At 58.4% G+C, this 24,876-nt stretch carries 18 protein-coding genes and 1 tRNA gene; 11 read left to right on the top strand and 8 right to left on the bottom strand.

What is annotated here, in order from left to right; all coding sequences use genetic code 11:
* Positions 1 to 8: 8 nt before the first annotated feature.
* The 6 genes from G3M63_RS17495 to flhA all read right to left on the bottom strand — a co-directional run bounded on the left by G3M63_RS17495 (position 9) and on the right by flhA (position 6,947).
* Positions 9 to 800, bottom strand: a complete 792-nt coding sequence (locus G3M63_RS17495; protein WP_150299176.1) for a protein phosphatase CheZ — start codon at positions 798 to 800, stop codon at positions 9 to 11.
* Between the two features lie 19 nt (positions 801 to 819).
* Positions 820 to 1,197 carry a chemotaxis response regulator CheY gene (locus G3M63_RS17500; protein ID WP_178101012.1) on the bottom strand — a complete coding sequence of 126 codons (378 nt, stop codon included), beginning with the start codon at positions 1,195 to 1,197 and terminating at the stop codon, positions 820 to 822.
* Between the two features lie 179 nt (positions 1,198 to 1,376).
* Entirely contained in the window at positions 1,377 to 2,114 is a 738-nt protein-coding gene (locus G3M63_RS17505) for an RNA polymerase sigma factor FliA (RefSeq protein ID WP_163984322.1), read from the bottom strand.
* Positions 2,114 to 2,941, bottom strand: a complete 828-nt coding sequence (gene fleN / locus G3M63_RS17510) for a flagellar synthesis regulator FleN (protein ID WP_163983951.1) — start codon at positions 2,939 to 2,941, stop codon at positions 2,114 to 2,116. The genes G3M63_RS17505 and fleN overlap by 1 nt, the downstream gene beginning before the upstream one ends.
* A 510-nt stretch (positions 2,942 to 3,451) precedes the next feature.
* Complete coding sequence (gene flhF / locus G3M63_RS17515) at positions 3,452 to 4,795, bottom strand: flagellar biosynthesis protein FlhF (RefSeq protein WP_163983952.1); 1,344 nt, start codon at positions 4,793 to 4,795, stop codon at positions 3,452 to 3,454.
* 31 nt (positions 4,796 to 4,826) lie between these two features.
* On the bottom strand, positions 4,827 to 6,947 hold the full coding sequence (gene flhA, locus G3M63_RS17520) for a flagellar biosynthesis protein FlhA (protein ID WP_150299351.1): 2,121 nt from the start codon (positions 6,945 to 6,947) through the stop codon (positions 4,827 to 4,829).
* 227 nt (positions 6,948 to 7,174) lie between these two features.
* Here flhA and G3M63_RS17525 point away from each other — a divergent pair, with 227 nt between their 5' ends.
* The 9 genes from G3M63_RS17525 to G3M63_RS17565 all read left to right on the top strand — a co-directional run bounded on the left by G3M63_RS17525 (position 7,175) and on the right by G3M63_RS17565 (position 19,046).
* Positions 7,175 to 8,806: a tetratricopeptide repeat protein gene (locus G3M63_RS17525; protein ID WP_163983953.1), complete on the top strand. Its 1,632-nt coding sequence runs from the start codon at positions 7,175 to 7,177 to the stop codon at positions 8,804 to 8,806.
* Positions 8,803 to 11,145, top strand: coding sequence for an EAL domain-containing protein (locus G3M63_RS17530; protein WP_163983954.1), 2,343 nt, complete (start codon positions 8,803 to 8,805; stop codon positions 11,143 to 11,145). Before G3M63_RS17525 ends, G3M63_RS17530 begins: the two co-directional genes overlap by 4 nt.
* Positions 11,146 to 11,227: 82 nt before the next feature.
* A complete protein-coding gene (locus G3M63_RS17535; protein ID WP_163983955.1) occupies positions 11,228 to 12,226 on the top strand; it encodes an LLM class flavin-dependent oxidoreductase in 999 nt (332 codons plus the stop codon).
* A 71-nt stretch (positions 12,227 to 12,297) separates the two neighbouring features.
* Positions 12,298 to 13,548 (top strand): cytochrome P450, encoded by a 1,251-nt coding sequence (locus G3M63_RS17540; RefSeq protein WP_163983956.1) that lies wholly within the window; start codon positions 12,298 to 12,300, stop codon positions 13,546 to 13,548.
* Between the two features lie 80 nt (positions 13,549 to 13,628).
* Positions 13,629 to 13,702: transfer RNA gene (locus G3M63_RS17545), tRNA-Gly, on the top strand.
* A 361-nt stretch (positions 13,703 to 14,063) separates the two neighbouring features.
* A complete protein-coding gene (locus tag G3M63_RS17550) occupies positions 14,064 to 14,879 on the top strand; it encodes a cyclopropane-fatty-acyl-phospholipid synthase family protein (protein ID WP_163983957.1) in 816 nt (271 codons plus the stop codon).
* Complete coding sequence (locus G3M63_RS17555; RefSeq protein WP_163983958.1) at positions 14,863 to 16,236, top strand: APC family permease; 1,374 nt, start codon at positions 14,863 to 14,865, stop codon at positions 16,234 to 16,236. Before G3M63_RS17550 ends, G3M63_RS17555 begins: the two co-directional genes overlap by 17 nt.
* A 146-nt stretch (positions 16,237 to 16,382) precedes the next feature.
* Complete coding sequence (locus G3M63_RS17560; protein ID WP_163983959.1) at positions 16,383 to 18,395, top strand: acyltransferase family protein; 2,013 nt, start codon at positions 16,383 to 16,385, stop codon at positions 18,393 to 18,395.
* Positions 18,396 to 18,668: 273 nt separating this feature from the next.
* Positions 18,669 to 19,046 (top strand): GreA/GreB family elongation factor, encoded by a 378-nt coding sequence (locus G3M63_RS17565; protein ID WP_163983960.1) that lies wholly within the window; start codon positions 18,669 to 18,671, stop codon positions 19,044 to 19,046.
* Between the two features lie 79 nt (positions 19,047 to 19,125).
* Here G3M63_RS17565 and hmpA read toward each other — a convergent pair whose 3' ends face one another.
* On the bottom strand, positions 19,126 to 20,304 hold the full coding sequence (gene hmpA, locus G3M63_RS17570) for an NO-inducible flavohemoprotein (protein ID WP_163983961.1): 1,179 nt from the start codon (positions 20,302 to 20,304) through the stop codon (positions 19,126 to 19,128).
* Positions 20,305 to 20,537: 233 nt separating this feature from the next.
* Here hmpA and norR point away from each other — a divergent pair, with 233 nt between their 5' ends.
* A complete protein-coding gene (norR, locus tag G3M63_RS17575) occupies positions 20,538 to 22,088 on the top strand; it encodes a nitric oxide reductase transcriptional regulator NorR (RefSeq protein ID WP_163983962.1) in 1,551 nt (516 codons plus the stop codon).
* 167 nt (positions 22,089 to 22,255) lie between these two features.
* The gene (locus G3M63_RS17580; protein WP_163983907.1) at positions 22,256 to 23,296 is read left to right on the top strand and encodes an IS110 family transposase; all 1,041 of its coding nucleotides are present in this window, start codon (positions 22,256 to 22,258) and stop codon (positions 23,294 to 23,296) included.
* Between the two features lie 311 nt (positions 23,297 to 23,607).
* Here the strand turns inward: G3M63_RS17580 and G3M63_RS17585 are convergent, their stop codons facing one another.
* A complete protein-coding gene (locus G3M63_RS17585; RefSeq protein ID WP_163983963.1) occupies positions 23,608 to 24,855 on the bottom strand; it encodes an OprD family porin in 1,248 nt (415 codons plus the stop codon).
* Positions 24,856 to 24,876: the final 21 nt, after the last annotated feature.

Below are 24,876 nucleotides of genomic sequence, written 5' to 3' on the forward strand. Positions count from 1 at the left end.
GTACTCCCTTAAAAACCAAGACTGGACAGAAGATCATCAACTTCGTCTTGTCCAGACACTACGTCTTCCCTTATATCGGCATGAATCTGCGGACCTTCACCTTTTTCTGGTGCTTTTTTCGGCTTCACGCCGTCGCCATGCTCGATGCCAGCAAGGCGATCGACCTGCCCTGCCATGCGCACCAGACTCACCAGACTTTCCTCGACATCGTGAACCAGCGTGGTCACACGCTTGATGACCTGACCAGTCAGGTCCTGATAATCCTGAGCGATCATGATGTCGTTCAGATGTGTCGAAACTGTTGTCGCGGACTGCTCGGTCTTGGTCAGAAATTCTCCAATGCGTCGGGACAGGTCACGGAACTCATCGGCAGCCATTTCCCTGCGCTGCAGACGCGCCCATTCGAGGCGCAGCGCGGCAGCTTCTTCACCGATTTCGGCAACGAAGGGCGTACTGCTTTCCACCAGGTCCATGGTGCGATTGGCGGCCTTGTCGGTGAGCTGCACGACATAATCAAGACGGTCCGAGGCGTCGGAAATCTTCGAGGCTTCGCCGCCATCGCCGAGCGCGTGGGATGTATCGATCTGGAAATTCACGATAGCGTTGTGTAACGCCCGGGTAAGCTGCCCGACCTCGTGGTAGAGCCCGCGGTCACGGGCCTGATTGATTGAGTGCACCACCAGTACTGCTTCGCTGAAGTTACCACTCTCAAGGTGATCAACGAGCTGCAGAGCATGCTCCTTGAGGGAATGTTCAAATTGCTGAGCAGTCGCCTGGCCGGGATCCTTGCTTAAAGCCATCTTCTGATACCCCGGTTGATTATTTCGGCTGGACGCGTTCGAAAATCTTTTCGATTTTTTCTTTGAGCGCCTGGGCGGTGAAAGGCTTCACCACGTAGCCACTCACGCCTGCTTGCGCGGCCTCGATAATCTGATCGCGCTTGGCTTCAGCAGTGACCATCAACACCGGAAGATGCTTCAGACGGTCGTCGGCCCGGACAGCTCTGAGCAGATCAATTCCACTCATACCCGGCATATTCCAGTCAGTGACCAGAAAGTCGAAATTACCGCTCTGCAACATCGGCAACGCGGTGTTGCCATCGTCGGCCTCCGCGGTATTGGTGAACCCGAGGTCACGCAGTAGGTTCTTGATGATGCGCCTCATCGTCGAGAAATCGTCGACGATCAGAATTTTCATATTCTTGTCCAAGTAGACCTCCGTACAAACCAGATAAAAGTGCAGGTTCGCACTCTGCTAAATTCATGTCTCCGAGCCAGAATGACTCAGCAAGTAAAACGCGCGCAGTGTACCGAAGCTGCTCAGCCAGCGGGCAACTCAGGCACCGTCGCTATATAGCCGGACCAGAGATCCGACTATCAATATTCGTTCTTCCAGGCAACCAGACGTGCCCGCAGCCGGGCTGCGCACTGCGTGTGCAGCTGGCTCACCCTCGACTCGCTCACACCCAGCACCGCGCCGATCTCCTTGAGGTTCAGCTCTTCGTCGTAATACAGGGAAAGCACCAGTCGCTCACGCTCAGGAAGGCCTTCGATGGCCTCGACCAGCGCGCCACGAAACCGCTCATCCAGCAGCTCGCCCTGAGGTTCACCTTCAGCGTGGACATCCGCCGCCGCGCCGGACTCGAGCAGATCCTCGAAGCTGAACAGTTTGCTGCCGGCCGTGTCGCCCAGAATCGCGTAGTAATCCTCAAGGCTCATCTCTAGTTCGGCCGCAACCTCCTGATCTTTAGCGTCGCGACCAAGCCTGGCTTCCACCGCGCGAATGGCATCACTGACCATACGCGTATTGCGGTGGACCGACCGAGGCGCCCAGTCGCCCTTGCGAACCTCATCCAGCATGGCACCACGAATGCGGATACCGGCGTAGGTTTCAAAGCTGGCACCCTTGGAATGATCGAATTTGCGCGAGGCCTCGAGCAGACCGATCATGCCGGCCTGCATCAGATCTTCCACCTGGACGCTGGACGGCAAGCGCCCGAGCAGGTGATAGGCAATGCGCTTGACCAGGGGAGCAAACTGCTCGACCAACAGATCCTGCTGACCCGCTGCAAGTTGGGTACGGTTGTACATATAGGCTCCACTGGCGGACGCGATCATGACTCTGCCCCCGAATGCTGGACCAGGCGCTCAACAAAGAATTCGAGATGGCCCCGAGGATTGACCGGCAGCGGCCAGGAATCAATTTTCTGCGCAATGCCGCGAATGGCCAGCGAGGCCTTGCTACGCGGAAAGGCGTCAAAAACCGCGCGCTGTTTCTGCACCGCTTTGCGCACCGATTCGTCGTAGGGCACCGCGCCGACGTATTGCAGCGCCACATCCAGGAAACGGTCCGTGACCTTGGTCAGTTTGGCAAAAACGGTGCGGCCTTCCTGCGGCGTATTGACCATGTTAGCCAGCACGCGGAAGCGGGTCATGCCGTGATCGCGATTGAGCAACTTGATCAAGGCGTAGGCGTCGGTGATCGAGGTAGGTTCGTCGCATACCACGACAAGAACTTCCTGGGCAGCACGCACGAAGCTCACGACCGAGTCGCCTATCCCGGCGGCGGTGTCGACAATCAACACATCGATATTGTCGCCAATGTCGCTGAACGCCTGGATAAGGCCGGCGTGCTGCTGCTGGTTCAGGTTGACCATACGCGCTGCACCCGAGGCAGCGGGGACAATGCGGATGCCACCGGGGCCGTCGATCAGCACGTCTCGCAAGTCGCATTTGCCATCAAGCACGTCCGCGAGCGTAGCCTTGGGCTTGATACCCAACAGCACGTCCACGTTGGCGAGGCCAAGGTCGGCGTCGAGCAGTACGACCCGACGCCCCAACGCCGCCAGCGCCATGCTGAGGTTGACGGATACGTTGGTTTTGCCGATCCCGCCCTTGCCGCCGGTGACCGCGATAACCTGAACCGGATGATTGCTGCCCATCTGTGTGGATTACCTTGTAATAAGAATTCGTTTTAGGGTCTGTTGCCGTTTCATCGCGAGCCGCGTTGCTTGTCAAATGGCGCAAGGCCGGGCGGCGATCCGCAAGGCGCGGGACGCAGGTAATGGTTGTTCCCTTGCCAAGTCCCGCAACGCCGCATGGCGTCATTTGACGCGCAACCTAGGCGGCCCCACCCGAAGGGACGGGACCCGTTTGCCGCAGCACTGCGTTACTCGTCACTCATTTGGAACAACCACAAAAACGCCTGGAGCGCTTTTGCGCGTAAGCCCTGAAGGGGTGAAACACATGGATGTGTTGAACAAACTTCATTCCTCGCGCCTTGTTCTGCACCAAACGGGCCTCCGTCGCGGCCGCGATGAAACGGCAACAGACCCTCGCAAATCTGTAAAAACCGCGCCGCCCATGCTGCAGTGCATTCGTCGACAGCACGCTCTTGCGGTTCGCTTGCTGGATCGCACCTTTGAGGCGAAATGCAGCTGATCCCCGCCTCTTCAACCTGCGTGCAGTATACCTGCAAAGACATTGCCCATTGCCTCATCGGCAGGCGCTTCGCCAGCATTACTGGCCATGCTCACCGCACGACTGACCAGCTTGTGGCCTACCGCCTGGCAAATATCATCCGGAATACGCTGGCCATCTGCCATATAGGCTACCGGCAAAGCTTGTTCCATAGCCAGACCCAGTGACTCGCCCAGCGTGGCTGCCTCGTCGATCTTGGTCAGAATACAACCGGACAGTCCGCAGGATTTGTAATGATGATAGGCAGACTTCAGCACCTGGTACTGACTTGTGGCGGCCAGCACCAACAACGTACGAACCCGTTGCCCCTGCGCCGCCAGTTCACTCAGCTGACTACGCAGCTGCGGATCCTGGCCCTGCATGCCAGCTGTATCGACTAACACCATGCGTTTGCCAGAAAACTCCTTGAGCACATCGCTCAGGCTGTTCTGTTCATCGACCACCCGCACCGGCACATTGAGGATACGTCCAAGCGTGCGCAACTGTTCGTGGGCGCCAATCCGGAAGGTGTCCATGGTGACCAGCGCAACATGCTGACTGCCATGCTTGAGCACGTAGCGTGCTGCCAGTTTGCCGAGGCTGGTGGTCTTGCCGGCTCCGGTTGGGCCAACCAACGCGATTACGCCGTTCTGTTCGACAAGTTCGTCACGGATAACCGGAATACTGTGTGCCAGGTGCGCCAGCAGCATGCGCCAGGCCTGACGGATATCTGTCACGTCTGCCACCTTAGCCATCAATTGTTTGCTCAGCTCTGCCGGCAGACCCAACTGAGTCAGCCGGCGCCAAAGACTGGCCTGATGCGGTCGCTGTTGGTTGATCTGGCCCCAGGCCATGTTGCCCAGCTGGGTCTCGAGCATTTCACGCAGCCCTGCGAGTTCGGCGCGCATTGCACCGATACCGGTATCCGCAGTATCCGGTTGCGGAGCTGCGGCGCGGGTTTCAGGTCTGGTTTCTGTAGCGTGCTCGTTCTGTAGCCGTGCCAGCAATTGCTGAGCAACGGGCGAGCCCTGCTCGACGGCCTGGCGCATGGTTTCGCCGAACAACTGGCGGTTGACCTGCGGCCCGTCTGCCGGCTGCCCGCCTTCGCCCAGCTGAGCGCGCGCCTTGACGATGCGCTCCTGGGTTTTCTTCAGCTCCTGATCAAGCCCAGGTGTGGGTGGGGTCACGCGAGGCGCTTCATAGTCCAGCGCCGCTGTCAGCTCCACGCCCCCAGCGACCCGGCGGTTGGCGATAATGGAGGCGTCCGCGCCCATTTCGTCGCGGACCAACTTCATCGCCTGACGCATATCAGCGGCAAAGAAACGTTTGACTTTCATGGCTGACCTCACCTGTCCTGGTACTGACTATTCATTGTTGGCCCACCGTCGCAACGATGGTGACCTGCTTGCTGTCCGGTATTTCCTGGTAGGACAGTACATTGGCCGCGGGCGCCGCATAACGAACAAACTTGGCCATCATCCCGCGGATCGGTCCGGCTACCAGTACGATGGCTGGCTTACCCTGGACCTCCTGCCGCTGTACCGCATCTGCCAGTGACCGCTGCAGCTTCTCGGCCATGCCCGGCTCGAGCATGACGCCATCTTCTGCGCCTTGTCCGGCCTTCTGAACACTCTGTAGCAATATCTGTTCCAACCTGGGTTCCAGCGTGATCACAGGCAGCTCCGAGTCAAGCCCTACAATGCTTTGCACGATGGAGCGGGACAATGCGACGCGCACTGCCCCAATCAAGGCGCCAGTATCTTGACTCCGGCCAGACTGGTTGGCGATGGCTTCGGCAATGGTGCGGATGTCGCGTACCGGCACCTGTTCTTCCAGCAAACCCTGCAGCACCTTGAGCAGACCAGACAGCGAGATCATTCCGGGCACCAGCTCTTCCGCCAGCTTCGGTGAAGCCTTGGCCAGCACCTGCAACAGCTGCTGGACTTCTTCATGCCCGATCATTTCGTGGGCATGCTTATGCAGGATCTGGTTAAGGTGCGTGGCGACAACTGTACTGGCGTCAACCACTGTGTAACCCAGCGACTGGGCCTGATCGCGTTGCATCACTTCGATCCAGACAGCCTCCAGACCAAACGCCGGGTCCTTGCCCGCTATCCCTTTGATCTCGCCAAATACCTGACCCGGATTGATAGCCAGTTCCTTGTCCGGATACACCTCGGCCTCCGCGACACCAACGCCCATCAGCGTCACGCGGTAGGCGTTCGGCGCGAGATCCAGGTTGTCGCGAATGTGTACCGATGGCATGAGAAAACCGAGGTCCTGGGAGAGCTTTTTGCGTACGCCCTTGATGCGTGCGAGCAGCTGTCCGCCCTGGTTACGGTCAACCAACGGGATAAGCCGGTAACCCACTTCCAGACCGACCATATCCACCGGTGTCACGTCTTCCCAGCCGAGTTCGCGGGTCTCTGGCCGCTGTACCGCCGGCACCTGGGATTCCTTGCGTTCTGTCTCGGCAGCCTCTTCAAGCTTGGCTTTCTGTTTCTGTGCAATCCAGTAGGCACCGGCGGCGGCCAGGGCGCCAAGGCCGAGAAAGGACACATGCGGCATGCCCGGGATCAGGCCCATCAGAACCAGGATCGCCGCAGCGATGCCGAGCGCCTTGGGCGAGGCGAACATTTGACGCTGCACCTGGGCGCCCATGTCTTCTGAAGTGGAGACCCGGGTAACCATGATCGCTGCAGCAGTGGACAGCAGCAGCGACGGAATCTGCGCCACCAGACCGTCACCGATAGTCAGCAGCACGTAGATGCGACCAGCGTCACCGAAGGAAAGACCGTGCTGAGCCATGCCGATCGCCAACCCGCCGATCACGTTGATGAACAGGATCATCAAGCCGGCGACCGCATCGCCTCGTACGAACTTGCTGGCACCGTCCATGGAGCCGTAAAAATCAGCCTCCTGGGCCACTTCACTGCGACGCAGCTTGGCCTGCTCCTGATCGATGATCCCGGCGTTCAGGTCGGCATCGATAGCCATCTGCTTGCCTGGCATGGCATCCAGGGTAAAGCGGGCACTTACTTCGGAGATACGCCCGGCGCCTTTGGTGACAACCACGAAGTTGATAATCATCAGGATGGCGAACACCACCAGACCGACTACGTAGTTGCCGCCGATCACTACTTCCCCGAACGCCTGGATTACCTTGCCCGCAGCGTCGCCGCCCTCATGTCCATAAAGCAGCACCACACGGGTGGACGCCACATTCAACGCCAGGCGCAACAGCGTCGACACCAGCAAAATCGTAGGAAACACCGCAAAATCCAGCGGCCGCAGCGCGTAGGCGCACACCAGCAGCACCACCAGGGACAGCGCGATGTTAAAGGTGAAAAACACGTCCAGAAGGAACGGCGGCACGGGCAGCATCATCATGCCGAGCATGACCAGCAACAGAATCGGCACGCCGAGGCTGCCGTGGCGCAAGCCAGCCAGGCCGGTTCGCATGTTGCTCATCATTTGGGAACGATCCACTGCCATGCGTTGACGCTTCCTGAACAATTAATTGACGCTGAAAGAGTGTGTGGCAGACCCTTACGCAAGAAGCGTTCCAGTTGAGAACCGCGTCGACATTACGGAATATGAACCAACCGACTAAAACCGCGTCCTAGCAGTGATAATGTTGGCTCATGACATCAAAATCACATTCTCGGCAAGGTAGCGACCAAAACGGCATACGCCGACTGGAACAGAGAAGGTAGATGCGCTTAATACCAAAAACCCTATTGGCCTGCGTAACGCTGAGCGTTGCAGGCTGTGCAACCACGCCCGGGCAACAGACGCCATTGTCCAAGCCGGCCGAAGTTATTGCAGAACAGAAACAGAACCTGACGGACTTCATTGACGGGATGAACGCCTCGGAAGAGGCTCGTACCGGGGAAGTAGACAAGCTGCTGGCTCAGCCAAGGATCGATCCGCTTACCGATTATCTGGCGGAACGTCCCATCGATCTTCGATACATTCCGCACCGTCAGCGCGTCGCCCGTGAGCGAGACGAGCGTTGTGACGCGGTCGGTGAACGCTATGCCGATATGGCTCCCACAGCCGAAAACCTGGCCCAGCTGAAAGACAACTACAGTCATTCCTGCTACGCCCAGGTCAATGATTTCGAACGGCGCGTCGACAAAGCCCTGGCCAGGTACAGCCCGGCGCAATCCTATAGCCCCTTCCCGCCGTTCATGGTCGGTCTCGTTTCGGCGATATCCAGTGTCACGGATCCACAGCCAGAAACGAAACAGCCTGACGCCAGGGCCGGTTCGGCCACTCGAGCGCCAGCGAAGCCGCCAGTCAAGGAGGCTGGCATTCAGGTCAGCAAAGCCACCCAGCCGGCCGCCGGAACATCCGACAAATCTGCCGCGGAGCCCGCGCCCATTGCCGAAACACGTACTGCCCCGGCAGCCACATCTGAAACCGTAGCGCGTGCCGAGGCGTCGCCACCCGCCACACCAGCAACGGAACGCAAGGCCACAGCTGAACCCACTGCATCCCGGTCGCAGGTTGCGGCTGCCGCTCAGCCCAAGCCAGCACCAGCCAGCACCACGGCTTCCGCTTCAGACTCCGCGCCGACACCAGGCCCTGATACCAAAACAAAAACGCTCGACCAGGACAGCCGCAAGCACGCCAACAACTGCTACCTGCTGTTCGCCATCCGCAACTACCAGGAAGCCCACGGCGCTTGCCTGTCCGCAGCGCGTGCCGGCGATGCCAAGTCGCAGCATCATATTGCCTCGCTGGCACGGGTCAGCAACGAAGCCGATGCCGCCATCCACTGGTCAAAACTGTCCGCAGAACAGGGCTATGGTCCTGGCCAGCTGCTCCTCGCCGATCTGTATACCAAGGGTGAAGGCACAGTGCGCGACGAGGCACGTGCACTTGAGCTGGTCGAACAGGCCGCCCAGCAGGGGCTGGCCGAGGCACGCTTCCGTGCCGGCCAGGCCTACCTGCAAGGCAAGGGAACGGAGCCTGATCCAGCCAGGGCACTGCAGCACTTGGAGCAGGCCGCGGCACAGGATCATCTGCCAGCCCAGTTGGCCCTGGCAGAACAGTACATCTCTGGAGCACAACCCAATACCAGCAAATCGAGGGAGTGGCTCAAGCGAGCGGCTGCCCAACAATCTGCAGAGGCACAATACAATCTCGGCTTGAGTTACGCCCAGGGCACGCCTGACAGTCAGGAAGCGCTTGAGGCGTACGTCTGGCTCAGCAAGGCCCTGCTCAATGGCGAAACCCGCGCTCGCTCCCACCTTGAGCGGATCGCCAGTTCCCTGACTCCGGAACAACGCCAGCTAGGACAACAACGCGTCCAATCGGACATGCGAGGCAGACGTTCGTGAGAGTCGAAGGAATGACTCCGGTCAAGCGGTCGATCATGGTAGTACTTTCGCTACTGGTCGGACTTTTCATCATCGGCATGTGGCTCATGTCCAGTCTCAACCTGGATTTTGCCCAGAAGACCATGTCAGAGCTGCGCCAACGCCAGATCGCCGATACCTTCCATGCCAACCTGGATCGCATCAATGCTCATCATCGGCTGATGGAGCAGAACACACGCGAACTGGCGCGCATGGGGCAGCTTTTCGAAAGACAGCAGTTACTGACTGGCCGGCATAACAAGCAGGAGCTGGAGGAAGCGCTGGTGCAGACGCTGAGCGATGTAGAAGGCGTAAGCGGTGGTGGAATCTGGTTTGATCCTGACGCTTACCAACCGGGACCCTTCGCCGTTTACGGTTTTAAAATCGGAAATCAGCTTGAAGTGGTCAGCGACGACGTCAACTACGCCGAACGCGACTGGTATGCCCGGATTGAACCGCCCAGCGGGCGCATATGGGACTTGGGGACGCGTTTCTACTGGAGCCCTGCCTATTACCATTCCAGCACCGACAAGGTTGTCGTCAGCCTCAGCACGCCCATCCGCAACGAACAGCAACAGGTGATTGGCCTGGCGTCCACGGATTGGAGAGCAGATGAGATCATCCGCATGGTCAGCCGCGTCGAGGTAACCCCGGGCACCTTCTCCTTCCTGATCGACTCTGACAATCGCAACCTGTCCAGCCTGGCCCGCGCTGATGATGTACGGCGCGCACAACGGTTGATGGATGCGATTTCACGCAGCGAACTGCACAAACAGACCAACAAGATCCAGCCGCCGGATATCCTTTCCAGCCCATTGATAGCCTCCCCTATGCAGCGTATGGCGCTGACGGTCAACGATGAACAGTACGCCCTGTTTTTCTCGGAAACCGTAGCCGGGATGGTGTTCGGTATTGGCGTGCCCAAAGCAGAGATCGATGCCGCCATGACGCCAATGCGCGAGCGCAACCTGCGTATAGCCGCGATCATCGGCATCATTTTCCTGATACTCGCTGGGCTGGTGCTCTATATCATCGCAGGCACGCTGCGCCAGTTGAGCAACCTCTATACCGATTCGCTGACCAGGATGCCGAATCGGGAAAAATTGCTGGAGGACCTGCGCAAGACCGATTCGGCTGCTCTGCTGCTACTCAATCTTGATGCCTTCAAGCAGGTCAACGACTTCTATGGGCATGAATGCGGCGACCATGTGATCATCAAGCTGGCTGAAGCCCTGCGGCGCTTCATGACCAGTCGGGCAGCATGGCGCAATTGCCATCTGTACAGCATGCCAGGCGATGAAATGGCGATCGTGATTCCAGGGCACCATGCCCCGGCCTCTCTGCCGCCACGCCTGGAAGAGGTCGCCAAGTTTATCACCCTGATGGATATTACCTGGCAGGGCCATGATATTCCGCTGAACGCCACTATTGGCGCCGCCAGTACGGTACAGCCTGACAACTCGCGACTGAACGGCGAACAATTGCTACCGTCCGCGAGCATGGCACTCAAACTGGCCCGACTGAGCCGCGTCAGCCACTTCGTTTATGATCCAGCTAACCGGGTACGCGAAGGATATGAACAGAATCTGATCTGGGCCAACCGCCTCAAGAACGCTCTGGACGAGGGTCGCATCGTCCCGTTCTTCCAGCCGATCCTTGATGTTCGCACCGGGCGTATCGAGAAATTCGAGTGTCTCGCCCGCATGATCGACCTCAACGGGCACCCAGTCAGCCCTGAACAATTCCTGCCGATCGCCAAGAAGATTCGTCTGTACCGATTCATCACGCGTGCAATGGTTGAACAATGCTTCCAGCGCTTTGCCAACAGCCGGTACGACTTCTCGGTCAATCTGTGCTGCGAAGATCTGCTCGATGCCGAACTCACCTCCTTCATCCTCGAGCAACTGGATGGCAACGAACTGGCTAACCGGGTCATCTTCGAGATTCTGGAATCCCAGGGCATCGAGAACTACAGCCAGGTACGCGAATTCATCGACAAGGTAAAAGCCATGGGTGCGCGCATCGCGATCGATGATTTTGGCACCGGTTACTCCAACTTCGAGCACCTGCTGCGGCTGAATATCGATCTGATCAAGATCGACGGCAGCCTGATCAGCCGTCTCGACGACAGCGAAGACGCCCTTACCCTCACTCGAGGGATCGTTCAATCGGCAAGGGAAATGGGGGTCCATACTGTGGCGGAATACGTACACAGCCCCGAGGTTCTGGAGCAGGTCCAGGCGCTGGGAATCGACTATGCACAGGGCGCCTATATCGGGATGCCCGCCGGCGTATTGATCACCGAGGTGGAGCTGGTCTAGCTTCGGCCGCACAAGGATCCAAGCATTGATAGCAGCGTCCGGCAGTCCTATGCTGGGCGCCACTGAGATGCCGGAGTAGTCTATGCCTTCCCCCGTCGTGCCGTTGTCGATCCTGGATCTGTGCCCTGTTCCTGAAGGCGCCGGCCCCAGGCAGGCGCTTCATAACAGCCTGGCGCTGGCCAGACACGCAGAACAGCAAGGCTACAACCGTTTCTGGGTTGCCGAACACCACAACATGACCGGAATCGCCAGTGCTGCGACATCGGTGGTCATGGGCTATCTGGCAGCAGGCACCGAACGTATACGCATTGGATCCGGCGGCATCATGCTGCCCAATCACGCTCCGCTGCAGATTGCCGAACAGTTTGGCACCCTTGAGTCACTCTACCCCGGCAGGATCGATCTCGGACTGGGACGCGCGCCGGGCAGCGACCAGGTAGCAGCCCAGGCGCTGCGACGCGGTCGTGGTGACGGCAGCGACTTTCCCGAAATGCTGGACCAGCTACGCCATCTGTTCGCCGAACCCGAGCCCGGCCAACGCCTGCGCGCAGTGCCGGGCGCGGGACTCAAGGTTCCGATCTGGCTACTGGGTTCCAGCACCTTCAGCGCGCAGCTGGCAGCACAGCTGGGATTACCCTTTGCCTTCGCCGGACAATTCTCACCGGATTACATGTACGCCGCGTTCCGCACCTACCACGAGCACTTCGAGCCGTCAGAAACCCTGGACAAGCCGCACCTGATGCTGGGCATCAATGCCTATGTTGCGTCCAGCAAAGAGCAGGCGCAGATGCTTTCGACCTCTCATCAGCAATCCTTTCTGAATCTGATTCGTGGTCGCCCCGGCCCGTTGCCGCCACCGGTAGAGGATATGGAAGCGCTCTGGCAACCCCATGAAAAACACAGCGTGCTCGCTACGCTCGCTGGCACCCTGGTCGGTGACGAAGCCACCGTAGGTCAGCAGCTTGACGAACTGCTGGAGCGCACACAGGTAGACGAGTTCATCGTTGCCAGCGCAATATATGACCAGACGCTGCGACGCGACAGCTACCAGCGCCTGATGAAAATAGCCTCAACCAGGTAAGGTATCGGTGCCGAACTTTCCGGTCGGCGCCCTATCCATATCCCTATCGACAGCGCTGACAGGGGTATCTGATGCAATCCATTCCACGCGACGACACCTTTGACGTTTCTCTGGCGCTGCTGAAGGACGGTTACCGGTTTATCTCAAGGCGCTGCGCCCACTACAACACCGATGCCTTCCGCACGCGCATCATGCTCCGACCAGTCACCTGCGTCATGGGCGAAGACGCAGCCCGCATGTTCTACGAGCCTGGGCGCTTCACGCGCAAGATGTCCATGCCGCCTATGACGCTGATGTCGCTGCAGGACGTCGGCAGCGTGATGACCTTGGACGGCGCAGCCCATGAGCATCGCAAGAAAATGTTCATGTCATTGATGGGCCCGGATAGCCTCGGTGAAATTGTGTCGATTTTCGAACGGAACTGGCGCGATCGCTTGTCAGTATGGGAGCAGCAACCCGGCATCACGCTGCATCATGAGGTCGAAGAATTGCTCTGCCGGACAGTCTGTGAGTGGGCGGGCATAGCCCTGCAAGATGCTGAGGTTCGCGACCGAACGCGCGAACTCTCAGCAATGATTGCAGGAGCCGGGGCGGTTGGTCCACGCAACTGGAAGGGCCTGGCCCTACGCGCGCGCACCGAACACTGGGCGCGTGATCTGGTCGATCAGGTGCGCGCAGTGCCCTCCTCCACGGGGCCTGAGCGACCCATCGAAATCCTTGCCCGGCATCGGGAGCCCAATGGCGAGTTGCTGAGCACAAAGACTGCCGCCATCGAGTTGCTGAATCTGCTCCGTCCAACATTAGCGGTCGCACGCTTCGTGACGTTTATAGCGCTGGCTTTGCATCGCCATCCTGATTACCGCGATAAGCTGCTGCAGGATGAAGCTCGCTGGCTGGAGCCCTTCGTCCAGGAAGTGCGGCGGTTCTACCCGTTCTTTCCGTTGATCGCTGGCAACGCCACGGAGGCTTTCGACTGGCGCGGCGAGCACTTCAGCAAAGGTAGCTGGGTCGTTCTGGATATTTACGGCACCAATCATGATCCGCGCATCTGGGACCAACCCACCCGTTTCCAGCCTGAACGCTTCGAGCAGTGGAATCAGAGCCCTTACAACTTTCTACCCCAGGGGGGCGGCGAGTTTTTTCCCGGGCATCGCTGCGCCGGGGAATGGATGACTGTGGAACTCATGAAGTCCGCAACCAGACTTCTGACAAAGGGTATGAGCTATGAGGTCGTGCCTCAGGATCTGTCCATCGACATGTCCCGCATGCCTGCAATTCCCCAGAGCCGATTCATCATCAGTCAGATCAAACGAACCGATTGAGAAACGGCAGCAGCTCGGGGCAAAAATAACTTCCGAAGGTGTTTGCCCACACCCGCACAACTGCTTAGAATGCGCAGCACGCGGGTGTAGCTCAATGGTAGAGCAGAAGCTTCCCAAGCTTACGACGAGGGTTCGATTCCCTTCACCCGCTCCACTCCCTCCCCAGCAGTGTCCCGATACGTTCGCCAACCCATCCAGGCGGTACCTTTCAGGCTGTTTCGCTGTTCGAGCTTGCCCGCGTCAGGCTCAACCGAGAGCTTCTTGTATGGCCTCGTGTATAGCACTCCGCAAGACAGTTTCACTATACAAAGCACCTGAAACCATCCGGGATATAACCCGGGGGAACTGAGCAAGGCGTGGGGTATCGAAAAGTCAGCGGGGATGCGTAGGCGCCTGTAGAGATGGGCGTGCTTTTCTGCGGCTCACTTCGGCTCATTTCGATACTGCGGCGCGCATGTTCTCGTGTTTGCGGTATCGAACGGATCCTGCCAGCCACCTGACTGTTGGAGATCTTCATGATTCCCTCTGCTCAAACCCCACGCGCCAAGCGCGGCCGTCTCGCCAGCATCATCTTGGTACTTTCCCTGTTGTTTTCTGCCAGTAGCCTGACTGCTGCACCGCGACTGGATGTGCCTTATGTTCCCACGCCGCCTGACGTCGTTCATCGCATGCTGGAAATGGCCGATGTTCAACCCGACGATCATCTGATTGATCTGGGCTCGGGCGATGGTCGTATCGTGATCGCAGCTGTCCGTGATTTTGGAGTGCAAAACGCCCGGGGTATCGATCTGGACCCCGAGAGGGTGGCCGAAGCACGCGCCCACGCTGAGCGAGAGGGCGTTGCCGACCGCACCACCTTTGAGCAAGGCGACCTGTTCGACAAGGATCTATCAGATGCGACGGTGCTGAGCATGTATCTGCTCAGTACCGTGAATGCCCGGCTACGGCCGGTTATCCTCGAGACCATGGCGCCGGGAACCCGGATCGTTTCCCATGCTTTTGACATGGGCCCCTGGGATCCTGATGAGTTCGAAACGGTGAATGGCGCCAGCGTCTACCTGTGGATTGTGCCGGCGCAGGTAGGTGGCCGCTGGCAGCTGACGACGGCTGGCGGTGAGCAGGCAACGCTTATGCTGCAACAGAACTATCAGCAACTGCATGCCAGTGTAGATCCGGACGGGAGTGATATCGCCATTACCGATGCGTCGCTCAAGGGTGATGAGATTCGCTTTTTCATAGATCGTCATGAGTACGTGGGCAAGGTGGAAGGAGACCGCATCGTGCCAGCAGATGGATCCGACGCAGAGACCTGGCATGCCGAGCGCCTCTGAGGACACATCGGATATAGCGTTGGGCGTACCCCGCAGCACCCTTTCCGTTCTGGATGGCGTGGCGGTTCTGGTCGGCGTGGTCATCGGCATCGGCATTTTTGGTTTCCCACCGCTGGTGGCGCAGCAGGCAGCCAGCCCTGCGCTTTACATGGGCATGTGGGTATTCGGTGGCCTGATCATGCTGGTGGGCGCGCTCTGTTATGCGGAACTCGGTTCGGCCTACCCACATGCCGGTGGCGAATACCATTATCTGCAGCGCGCCTGGGGCTCCGGGGTTGGGCTGATGTTCGCGTGGGCGCGTGGCACCGTGATTCAGACCGGTTCCATCGCTGCTGTGGCATTCATATTTGGCGAATATGCCCAGCAGCTCCTTCCACTCGGAGATTGGGGTGCCGCGTGGCATGCAGCCCTCGCAGTCGTAGCCCTCACTGCGCTGAATATGCACGGTACCCGTGAGTCCAAGCGTTTGCAGTTCCTTTTCACCAGTCTGACCGTAGCGGTGTTGGCAGCTGTGATCGGTGCCGGACTGCTGATGGTCGAGCCAGCGCTTGGCGATGCGGGGTTGGTTGAACCCGCTGAGACCGCGGCATCGGGACCCCAGGTTGGCAATCTCGCCGGCGCCTTGGGTATGGGCATGGTATTCGTGCTGCTGACCTACGGTGGTTGGAACGAAGCGGCTTATCTTTCCGGTGAACTGCGCGATCCGCAGCGCAATGTGCGTCGTGTGTTGTTGATCGGCGTGGCGGTGGTGAGCCTGGTCTATGTGTTGGCGAACCTGGCCTATCTGAACATTTTCGGGTTGGAGGAACTGCGTGGCGTCGAGGCGGTAGGCGCAGAACTGATGCGCATCATCGCCGGCCCCATGGCGGCTGCCTTGCTTAGCGTGATGGTCTGCCTGGCGGCCCTGAGTACCATCAACGCCAGTATCATGACGGGTGCGCGCGTCTACTATGCCCTGGGGGGAGACGTACCTGGCCTGTCGGTACTTGGGGCCTGGAATGACAAGGGCTCCACGCCCGTCCGGGCGCTTATGTTGCAGGGCTTGATCACCCTGGGTCTGATCGTTTTTGGCGCGCTGAGCAAGGATGGCATCAGCACCATGGTGGCTTATACCGCCCCGGTGTTCTGGCTGTTTATGCTCATGACGGCGCTGTCCGTGATTAGCCTGCGCCGACGTGATCCAGACCGGGTTCGACCCTTCAAGGTGCCGCTCTATCCGGTGCTGCCCTTGCTGTTTGCTGCGACCTGCCTGGGGCTACTGTGGTCCAGCACGCTGTATGCCGGTCCCGGTGCGCTGGTGGGGTTGCTGGTGTTGCTGGTGGGATTGCCGCTATTGATGCTGCGCCGGCGCTCTTAGGCAGCAAGGTGATATAGCCCAGCAAGCCGCCACGCATTAACGCCCTTCCCACGCGTCCCTTCAAGCGATTTTGCGGAACCAGTTCTCAGTTGCCGAGAAATCCCTCAGGTAGCATCCCTTCCTACATCAGGGAACCGGGGCTACACATGACGCCGACCAAAACATTCAGGGATGACATCAACGGTCTGCGCGCATGGGCGGTCGTCTCGGTCATCCTGTTCCACTTCCACGTACCGGGATTTGCGGGCGGCTTCGTGGGGGTTGATATCTTCTTCGTGATTTCGGGCTTTCTGATGACCGGAATCATCATCCGGGGACTGGAGAAACCGCGCTCAGAGGGCAGTTACGCCTTTTCATTGATCGGTTTTTATCTGGCCAGAGGCGTCAGGATCATCCCGGCTTTGCTGGTTCTCTGTCTGACGCTCCTCGCTATCGGCTGGTTTTTTCTGCCAACCATTGAATACAGATCCCTCGGCGTCCATTCAACCTCCGCGCTTGGGTTTCTATCCAACTTCAAATTCTGGGCGGAAGCAGGGTATTTCGATACGGCCTCGCATGAAAAATGGCTACTGCATACCTGGTCACTGTCGGTTGAATGGCAGTTCTACCTGGTATTGCCGCTCATCCTTATGCTGGTCTGGAAGCTTGCTCCGGGCAGGAAGGCAGCCACCCTCGCGGCATTCGCGGTCTTTGTCATTTCGTTGGCACTATCCGTCTTCATTTCGAGATCCAGTCCAGGCGCTGCCTTTTACCTGCTCCACACCCGTGCCTGGGAAATGCTGGCTGGAGGACTGGTATTTCTGCTGGCAGACCGGCTGACGCTCGCCGAACGATCCCGTCAATGGCTATACGGCGCGGGCTTCGCGCTCATCGCGCTGTCGATTGCGGCTTTCGATTCGACGACAGTCTGGCCAGGTTGGAAAGCACTGGTACCTGTACTCGGTACCGCGATGGTGTTGGTCGCAGCAAGACAGAAGGCGTTGTTATCCGGCCACGCATTGATTCAGAGGATAGGAGACTGGTCCTATTCACTGTATCTGTGGCATTGGCCCCTGGCTGTCGCGCTCGTTTATCTCGGCTTGCAGGGCGATACCACCGCTATCATCTGCAGCCTTATCCTCACGCTCCTGTGCGGCTGGCTGTCATTCAGGTTCGTGGAAGGTCCCACCCGGTCAAGGTTGAAGATGCCCATGCCGGTAACCATGAGCGTACTGGCATGCGTGACGGTGCTCGCAGCCGCGCCGGGCGTCGGTATTTATCTGCAGAACGGCGTACCCGGTCGTCTATCCGCCGAGGTCGAGGGCATATTCGCCGAAGCCCAGAACAGGAATCCGCGCATGGAAGAGTGTCATGCCGTAGACGGACGGAACGTCCCCGGCTGCACCTACGGAGGAGAGACGCTGGGAGCAATTGTCATCGGCGATAGCCATGCCGCTTCCGTCGTTCGCTCGGTCGAGAAGGCCCTGCCCTCCGAGCAATTGCACGTACTGGACTGGACGCTCAACACCTGCCAGACGATACGGGGAATAAAGAAGGCTAACGATCCCGACTTTCCCTGCGGGCCGTTTATCGAGCAGGCGCTATTGCTGAACGCCAATATTGAGCCGCACATCCCGCTGATCATCGTAAACAGGCTTTCGGGACTGCTACTGGGCCAGAACGAAGTGGCTGGCACCGCTATACAACCGCCGAATAAATACGTATCAGAACTTCGAGTCGCCCGGGATGAAACCTATAGAGACGAAATGAAAGAGAGCTTCGTCCAGACAGTATGTGAGTTCAGCAAGACCAGGAAGGTGTTTATTCTCGGTCCCACCCCGGAACTGATATTGGACGTGCCAAAAACAATGGGCAGAGCCGCTCAGCTAGGCAAGCCCATGCGAGTAAGCATCACGACACAGGATTATCTGCAAAGGCATCAGTATGCGTTGGATACTCTGGATCTGGCAGTCAAGGAATGTGGCGCCCATGTCCTTGATCCCACACCCTTTCTCTGCGATGAGCTCGCCTGTTATGGCGATGAAGACGGCTTGCCACTTTATTATGACGATGATCATCTGAATGAGCGGGGTGGGAGTCGTCTGATTCCCTTGTTTGAAAGCGTGTTTACAGAACCGGCTGACGGACCCGTACAAGCCAGCGTAGGGCAGGATCAATAGCAACGCACGGCTCGCTGGGTTCGAGAGCTGCAGCGCGCACTCTCCTTTTACACCGTCCGCCGGGCCGTGGTTGCTTTTATTCCGCAATGGCTTATGGTTGCGTCCTGCGCCATCTGCACCATGGAGTTCCAATGCGAAACGGTTATCACGCCATTTTCAAAGCACCCTTCACCTTCCTGGTCTAAGCCGGGGCGGTTCAGCCGTACCCGGCGCTAATCCTCATGTTTGAATGCGGCCTGTTCAGCCGCGATATTGTTGCGTCCAGGAGTTCATATGACGTTGCATAAGTACGCCTCCGAATCATCCCAGGCATCGTTTGACCACAACATTCGCTGGTCGATGATCGGCCCGAAAGAGCTGGCCATGGTCGTCGGCAAGCTCGACCAGCTGGACCATGACGGGCTACGCGGCCTGGCACGCAAAGCGCGGATCGGCAGTGAGCTGAAACTGCTGGATATGGAGAATGACAGCTTTCTGGAGATAAAGCTGACCGGGCATGGCGAAAGCGAGGCACGGGAGAACCGCATATCGATATTTTCGCCGATCGGCTCGGTTCTACTCTGTGCCGAACCAGGTCAGGTGCTATCCATCCCCAGCTATTGCGGCGGGTATCGGTTGCTGGTGGTGGAAGTCAAGCAACCCATCGAATAATCCTTGAGGTATGTCTGGCCCGGTCATGACAACATGACCGGGCCAGACATCAACCGAGGCCTGCGTTCAGCCCCGGCCTTCAGGCGGGTAACTCTTCCAGCGGACCGAAGAACTCGTAACGCTGGTTCGCTTCAGGAACGCCCAATTCGTTCAGCAGCTTGCGACAGTTCTGCATAAAGGGCTTGGGACCGAGGAAATAAACGTCAACGTCCGGGCCGCCTGGCAACATTTCGCGAAGCTTGTCGCGATCGAAGAAGCCAGTGCCATGCGCCTCGTCCTCGGGCAACGGATCACTGTAGACGTAACGAATGCTGAGGTTGTCGTGCTGCTCAGCTAGCGCGTTCACATGCTCGCGAAACGCGTGGTGGCGACTGTTCATCGCGCCATGCAGGAAATGCACGTCCCGACCACTTTCAAGCGCAGGCTGCAGCATGCTGATTGCCGGCGTGATGCCCACCCCACCCGTCAGCAACACCAATGGTCGCTTTTGCTGATTGAGTACAAAGTCGCCGCTCGGCGCAGTCAGCCTGATCTCGTCGCCGACCTGTACCTGCTCATGCAAATACTTCGATACGTGGCCGTCGGCCTCGCGCTTGACGCTGATCCGATAATGGCCGACACCGGGACGGTCTGACAGGGAGTAATTGCGGCGCCTGCTTCGTCCGTCGATGTCCACTACCACGCAGGTGAACTGACCGGGGATAAAGTCCATCAGCGCGCCGCCGTCGGCAGGCACCAGATAGAAGGAGGTGATCACGTCGCTCTCCTTTTCCCTGCGCTCGACTCTGAAGCTTCGCTCGCCACGCCATCCACCTGCTTTCTCTTCGTTCTGCTGGTAGCGCTGCTCTTCGGCACCGATGAAAATGTCCGCCAGTTGGCCATAGGCTTCACCCCATGCGCCCAGCACCTCGTCGGTGGCGGCGTCGCCCAGTACTTCCTTGATAGCCGCCAACAGGCATTCACCGACAATCGGGTAATGTTCCGGCTGGATGTTCAGCGAGACATGCTTTTGCACGATCAACGATACGGCGTCGCCCAGCGCTTCCAGCCGATCGAGGTTGGCTGCATAGGCAATCACGGCGTTGGCTAGAGCCTGGGCCTGAGTGCCCTGACGCTGGTGCGCTTCATTGAAATAATCCTTTACCGACGGGTAGCGCTCGAACATGAGCGGGTAGAAAACCGAGGTAATGGTCGTTGCGTGCTCCTGCACGGCGGGCAAGGTTGCGACGATAATATCTTTGCTTTGTTGTGACAGCATGGTTTCTCTCTTGGCTTGAATATAGGTAGGAACCTGAAGGCTCATGCGCGGGGCGAGATGACGCGGGATCTCGCACGCAAGGCGCCAAGCCGCTCAAGGCTCCCTTTATCAGAGAAAGGCAAGCTGCAGTTAGCGTGCCACACGATAGGGGTGCGGAATTGCACGCCTGGCGGGTTACGCTGTCCAAACGACAACTAAGGGTTGATGTTAAATAAACAACATGTCGAGTTTTTATGACCACAACAGTGTCTGATCCCCTGCTCCGGATTATCGTCGAGCTGGCCCAGGATCACCCGCCCGTGCAGCGGTTTCAGCGATTGCTTCAAGCGATTCGGCAGACGCTGCCCTGCAACGCCGCAGCGTTATTGCAGTTGCGAGGCACCGAGCTTATTCCTCTGGCGGTCGACGGCCTAAGCACAGACACCCTTGGCCGGCATTTTGTAGTGGACTCTCATCCGCGCCTGGCGAGGATCCTACTCAGCCATGAACCGGTCAGATTTCTCTCGGACTCGCCGCTACCCGATCCCTATGACGGATTGCTAAGCGAGGTGACGGGCGATCTTCACGTACACGATTGCCTGGGTGTCTCGCTGTGCTTGAACCATACGCCCTGGGGTGTGCTCACACTGGATGCATTGAGCCCTGACGCCTTTGACCAGGTAGAGCCCGACGAGCTGCGTTTCCTAGCGCGACTGGCCGAAGTCGTGATCCATGTTGCGGAGCTCACCGGTCAGCTGGAGAGTCGCGCCGAGCACCATCTACTGATGACCCAGGCACTGGTTTCCGAGCATGGTCCGCAGGAGCTGATTGGCCGCAGCAAGGCGATGCAGCAGCTGGAGCAGGAAATCGAGATGGTCGCCCAATCGGACCTGGCCGTGCTGATTACCGGCGAAACCGGCGTCGGCAAGGAGCTGGTCGCCCGGCGCCTGCATGCACGTTCTACACGCGCGAACGCGCCACTGATCTACGTAAACTGCGCTGCACTGCCGGAGAACCTGGTCGAGAGCGAACTGTTTGGGCACACCAAGGGCGCGTTTTCGGGTGCAGTGCAGAGTCGGGTGGGCAAGTTCGAGCTTGCGCATGGCGGCACGCTGTTCCTGGATGAGATCGGCGAGATGCCGCTTACAGTGCAACCCAAACTGTTGCGCGCCCTGCAGAGCGGAGAGATCCAGCGAGTCGGTAGCGACAGCCATTTGCAGGCGGACGTACGGATCATCGCCGCCACCAATCGGGATCTGCATAGAGAAGTTGCTGAGGGACGTTTTCGCGCCGATCTGTACCACCGGCTCAGCGTCTACCCGATCGAGGTGCCGAGCTTGCGCGGCAGGCACAAGGACGTACTGCTGCTTGCCGGGCACTTTCTGGAACAGAACAGGCGACGCATCGGGCTGCGGGGTCTCAGGCTAGACCCGTCGGCGCGGGATGCGCTACTCGCCTACACCTGGCCAGGCAACGTACGCGAACTCGAGCATCTGATCAGCCGGGCTGTTCTCAAGGTCCAGGCTGGACAGGACGGCGCCCGGCGCTTGTTGAGCATTACTGCAGATTTGCTGGACCTGAGCGCCCCACGCACCTCTGCAGGCTCTCAATCACCGCAGGCAATGCCTGGCGCAACCGCCATCGCAGAGCCAGGCATGACGCTGCGCCAGGCAACCGACCAGTTTCAGACCGAGCTGATCAGAGACGCATTGGAACGTTACGATAACAATCAGGCGCGGGCTGCGCGGGAGCTGGGAATGGACCGGGGGAATTTCTCACGGTTGCGAAAAAGACTGGGGGTATGACGCCCACCAAGCGAACATTAGTGCCACGATTATCCTGCTTCGCCAATACCACGGAGAACAGCGTACCGCACATTCCCGTAGGAAATGAGATGGACCCGTCCCACCTTGTGCCATGATTGAGTTTGTCCACAATCACGGGGTCGGCATCACAGCAGGAGGGTCCATCCATGAGCAAGATTAGCATTATTGGCATCGATCTAGCCAAACAGGTATTTCAGCTTCACGGCAACGATAGCCGGGGGCATAAGGTACTCGGCAAGCAGCTCAAGCGTGACCAATTGCTGCCTTTCCTAGCCACTCAGCCAGCCTGTCTGGTCGCCATGGAAGCCTGCGGTGGAGCGCATTACTGGGCTCGGCAAATCAAGGCGCTGGGGCATGAGGTGAAGATCATTCACCCGCGCTACGTTAAGCCCTTCGTGCAGGTGCACAAGAATGACCAGCGTGATGCTCAGGCGATTGCCGAAGCTGCTGCCCGACCTAGTATGCCTTCGGTCGCAGTAAAGTCAGTTGAACAACTGGATATCCAGGCCTTGCACCGGGTACGTGAACGTCTGGTCAAGGAGAAGACGGCGATCGGCAACGAGCTGCGCGGCTTGCTACTGGAAATGGGTATCACCATTGCCCAAGGGCACAAGAGTCTGCGTGAGACGGTGCCGTTGATACTTGAGGATGCTGAACAAACACTGAGTGTACGCGCTCGGCACTTGATCCATGATCTGCGCGAGCAATGGCTGGAGCGCGAGCGACGGATTGCAGATTACGACCGTGAGTTGAAACTGATTGCTAAGGAAAGTGCAGTCTGCGAGGCGATACAGAGCTTGCCCGGTATAGGGCCGATTAATTCGACGCTGCTTTATAGCCATGCTGGTGACGCCGAGCACTTCAAGTCGAGTAGACATTTCAGCGCCTATTTGGGACTGACTCCCCGCCAGCATGCTACGGGCGGTGTAGAAAAAATGCTGGGCATTTCCAAGCAAGGGAACAAGCATGTGCGCAAACAGTTGGTACATGGCGCTCGCGCGGCGTACCGGGTGCTTAGTCAGCCGGACAATGATTCGCGACTAGGCCGCTGGGTTAAAAGCAAAAGCATGGAAGGCAAACATGTGAACAAGATTGTGGTGGCCCTGGCGAACAAGCTGGCTCGTATCGTCTGGGCAATCATGAAAACAGGCCAGCCCTACCAGCCAATGCGAGGCCTGGAAGCCTGAGAGACTGACAGCGGCAGATAGTTAACAGAGTTACTACTCGTCCGAGGTTGCGCAGACCATTACGACACGACAGATAAGATCGATTCACTGAAACCTTAGGCGACGCCTGGCTCTTGGAAGCCGAGTAGGAGATTAAGGACAGTGAATGCACATCTCATAATGGCCAGGGGCAGTACACCCCGATCTACAAGGCCGGATATAAGCGTGCAATCTCATTCTCGAATGTCATGTGGCTTGCAACACGGGACGGGTCCATATAAGTGTCGACCTCGGCACGACGCTGGCCGATAGGCCAGCCCGCTAACCTCTACCTACCAGATATTGAAGGTATACCCGAGAATCACCCGGTTTTCGTCGATATCGGTCGTATGGCTGCCGCGATATGCCACATTGCGCCACAGCAGGCTGACACCCTTCAGGCTCCCGCTCTGTACGGTGTAGCCAATATCCACGTCGCGCTCCCATTCCTTCGCATCCACCCCACCGATTTCAAAGTTGTCGCCCCGCACATAACGCGCCATCAACTTGAGACCAGGAATGCCCGCGGCTGCAAAATCATAGCTGTAGCGCACCTGCCAGGAATCCTCCTCGGCCCGTAGGAAGTGATGGTAGGTCAGAGTGTTCAATGCCCAGGGATCAGTGCCCCCGGAAATGAAAGGCATACCGGTGTCACCATCCTGTTCCTGCCAGGCCAGACCAAGCGCATGTCCGCCGTGAATCAGAGTAAACATACCCGCCAGGTTCTGGTTATCGACATTTGTGTTGCCCTGGTCACGGCTGTCGAAGTAACGAATATCCGAGCGCAATGTGAGGGAGTCGGTCAGCTTCCAATCATGCAGGATGTTGGCGTAGTGCTGGCTGTAATTGTCCTCCATCTTGGCGTAGAACCAGGTGCCGGTGAGCGTCGGGCTTGCTTGCCAGGTTGCCCCGGTATAGTTGAAGCGGTCGCTCGCCACGCCACCGCTTGAGCCGTCGGCAAACATCACCATATCGTCGCGGCTGGAGGAATCACGCAGGCGGGTGCTGCGGAATTGACCCGCGAGCAGACTCAGGTCATCAATCTCGTTGAACGCCAGCTGTGCACCCTCAAAGGTCTGCGGCAATAAGCGGGTGTCATTGCGGTAGGCAATCGGCAACAGCGGCTCATGGGTACCCAGCGTAACCAGCGATTTAGAAACCCGCGCCTTGGCGGTCAAGCCCAGCGCGCTGAAGTTGTCGGACGGCTGACCGGCTGAGTTCCGCTGCAAGGCGCCAGTACCACTGCTTCCATCCCCTGAATCAAGCTTGAACCCGGCCAGGCCGAGCGCATCGACACCAAACCCCACGGTACCCTCGGTAAACCCTGAATTCAGGCGCAGCATGAAGCCCTGCCCCCAATCTTCAGCCTTGCTCTGGCCGCTCGGGTTATCTCTGAAATCACGGTTCATATAAAAATTTCTGAGTTGCAATTTCAGCGTGCTGTCTTCGATGAATTCAGCATGGGCGCCAGTCGAAAGCAGCGCTGATGTAACGGGCACAACGACAAAAGCGGTGCGCTTAAAGCACGACAGTAATGACATGATGTTTACCTCTTATTATTG

It is taken from the genome of Pseudomonas sp. OIL-1, assembly GCF_010669185.1.
Lineage (GTDB): Bacteria > Pseudomonadota > Gammaproteobacteria > Pseudomonadales > Pseudomonadaceae > Halopseudomonas > Halopseudomonas profundi.

Excerpts from the sequence above, each read along its gene's own strand:
- G3M63_RS17585 (WP_163983963.1), bottom strand. The coding sequence starts at position 24,855 with ATGTCATTACTGTCGTGCTTTAAGCGCACCGCTTTTGTCGTTGTGCCC.
- fleN (WP_163983951.1), bottom strand. The coding sequence starts at position 2,941 with ATGGGCAGCAATCATCCGGTTCAGGTTATCGCGGTCACCGGCGGCAAG.
- norR (WP_163983962.1), top strand. The coding sequence starts at position 20,538 with ATGACCACAACAGTGTCTGATCCCCTGCTCCGGATTATCGTCGAGCTG.
- G3M63_RS17500 (WP_178101012.1), bottom strand. The coding sequence starts at position 1,197 with ATGAAAATTCTGATCGTCGACGATTTCTCGACGATGAGGCGCATCATC.
- G3M63_RS17555 (WP_163983958.1), top strand. The coding sequence starts at position 14,863 with ATGCCGAGCGCCTCTGAGGACACATCGGATATAGCGTTGGGCGTACCC.
- G3M63_RS17535 (WP_163983955.1), top strand. The coding sequence starts at position 11,228 with ATGCCTTCCCCCGTCGTGCCGTTGTCGATCCTGGATCTGTGCCCTGTT.
- G3M63_RS17495 (WP_150299176.1), bottom strand. The coding sequence starts at position 800 with ATGGCTTTAAGCAAGGATCCCGGCCAGGCGACTGCTCAGCAATTTGAA.
- G3M63_RS17540 (WP_163983956.1), top strand. The coding sequence starts at position 12,298 with ATGCAATCCATTCCACGCGACGACACCTTTGACGTTTCTCTGGCGCTG.
- G3M63_RS17565 (WP_163983960.1), top strand. The coding sequence starts at position 18,669 with ATGACGTTGCATAAGTACGCCTCCGAATCATCCCAGGCATCGTTTGAC.
- hmpA (WP_163983961.1), bottom strand. The coding sequence starts at position 20,304 with ATGCTGTCACAACAAAGCAAAGATATTATCGTCGCAACCTTGCCCGCC.
- G3M63_RS17525 (WP_163983953.1), top strand. The coding sequence starts at position 7,175 with ATGCGCTTAATACCAAAAACCCTATTGGCCTGCGTAACGCTGAGCGTT.
- G3M63_RS17580 (WP_163983907.1), top strand. The coding sequence starts at position 22,256 with ATGAGCAAGATTAGCATTATTGGCATCGATCTAGCCAAACAGGTATTT.
- G3M63_RS17550 (WP_163983957.1), top strand. The coding sequence starts at position 14,064 with ATGATTCCCTCTGCTCAAACCCCACGCGCCAAGCGCGGCCGTCTCGCC.
- G3M63_RS17560 (WP_163983959.1), top strand. The coding sequence starts at position 16,383 with ATGACGCCGACCAAAACATTCAGGGATGACATCAACGGTCTGCGCGCA.
- flhF (WP_163983952.1), bottom strand. The coding sequence starts at position 4,795 with ATGAAAGTCAAACGTTTCTTTGCCGCTGATATGCGTCAGGCGATGAAG.